This window comes from Nocardia sp. NPDC059236, assembly GCF_042754085.1.
GTDB lineage: Bacteria > Actinomycetota > Actinomycetes > Mycobacteriales > Mycobacteriaceae > Nocardia.
This window is the reverse complement of record NZ_JBHZAF010000075.1, coordinates 260-1,408: the sequence shown is the minus strand read 5'-3', so window position 1 is coordinate 1,408 and position 1,149 is coordinate 260. Positions and strand designations below refer to the sequence as shown.

Below are 1,149 nucleotides of genomic sequence, written 5' to 3'. Positions count from 1 at the left end.
CAACCACGTCGCACACCACCGCTGGTGGTAGAGCTCGACCAGGGCGGCGCGGTAGCGGCGGGGATCGGTCAGTGCCGTGATCAGCTGGTAACGCTCCAGGCGTCGCACCACCCGGCCGTCGCGGGTGCCGGCGATGGCAATGTCGGCATCGATGATTCGCACCGCAACCGGGCGATGCGGGTCAGCCATTACCCGCCTCGATGACGGGTTGGCCCGGGCGGGCTGGGACTGCGGGTCGAGTCCGGTCCGGCGACCTCTCCACTCCGGCCACACCAGGTACGTCCAGCCGCCCTTGTCTGAGCCCTTGACCAGGGTGGCGACGAACTCTCTGTCCAATAGGGGTGTCCGCGACACGCTCCTTGCGACGATGTCCCACTGCAAGTTGGACTGCGCAAGCGACGCGAACTCATCGCTTCCTGGTTGACTGCTTCCAGAGCGCCGGGTCCACTGCGGGGAAACCCACTGGTAGGCTGGGTGGATGGCCAGCCCGCAGCGTCCCGTGCACCACGACACCGTGCAGCGTGAGGTCCCGGCGGACAGGCCGACCGGCGTCGACCTCGAACGGGTCATCGCGGCGCAGGTCCGCAAGCTACGGCTGTCGAGTGGACTGTCGGTCGGCGACATGGCGACGAAGATCGGCATCTCGAAGGCGATGCTGTCGAAGATCGAGAACGCGCAGACCTCGTGCAGTCTGTCGACGCTCGCACGACTAGCGGCCGGCTTGGACGTGCCGGTGACCTCCCTGTTTCGTGGCGCGGACACGGCGCGGGACGCGGTGTTCACCTCGGCCGGGCAGGGCGCCGAGATCGTCGGGCGCGGTACCCGGGTCGGACACCACTACGAGATGCTCGGCGCGCTGCGCGGCCAGCACAAGCGGCTCGAACCCGTGCTGGTGACCCTGACCAACGCCAGCGAGGTGTTCCCGCTGTTCCAACATCCGGGCACCGAGCTGCTGTACATGCTCGAGGGCGAGATGGTCTACGGACACGGTGAGGGCGAGTACCGTCTGCGCCCCGGTGACGCGCTGCTCCTCGACGGCGAGGGCCTGCACGGCCCGAACGAGTTGGTGCAGTTACCGATTCGCTTCCTCGCCGTCACCGCCTATCCCGACAACCATCAGAGCTGAACTCACGACCGCACGGCTCGGAC

Annotated in this window: 1 protein-coding gene and 1 pseudogene; one reads left to right on the top strand and one right to left on the bottom strand. The window is 67.7% G+C overall.

The features are described 5' to 3' along the window. Positions 1–354: pseudogene (locus ACFXIV_RS47935) on the bottom strand (hypothetical protein); the annotation flags it as partial. 124 nt (positions 355–478) lie between these two features. Between ACFXIV_RS47935 and ACFXIV_RS47930 the strand changes: the two are divergent. Continuing rightward, positions 479–1,126 carry a helix-turn-helix domain-containing protein gene (locus ACFXIV_RS47930; RefSeq protein ID WP_379405179.1) on the top strand — a complete coding sequence of 216 codons (648 nt, stop codon included), beginning with the start codon at positions 479–481 and terminating at the stop codon, positions 1,124–1,126. The last annotated feature ends 23 nt before the right edge of the window (positions 1,127–1,149 follow it).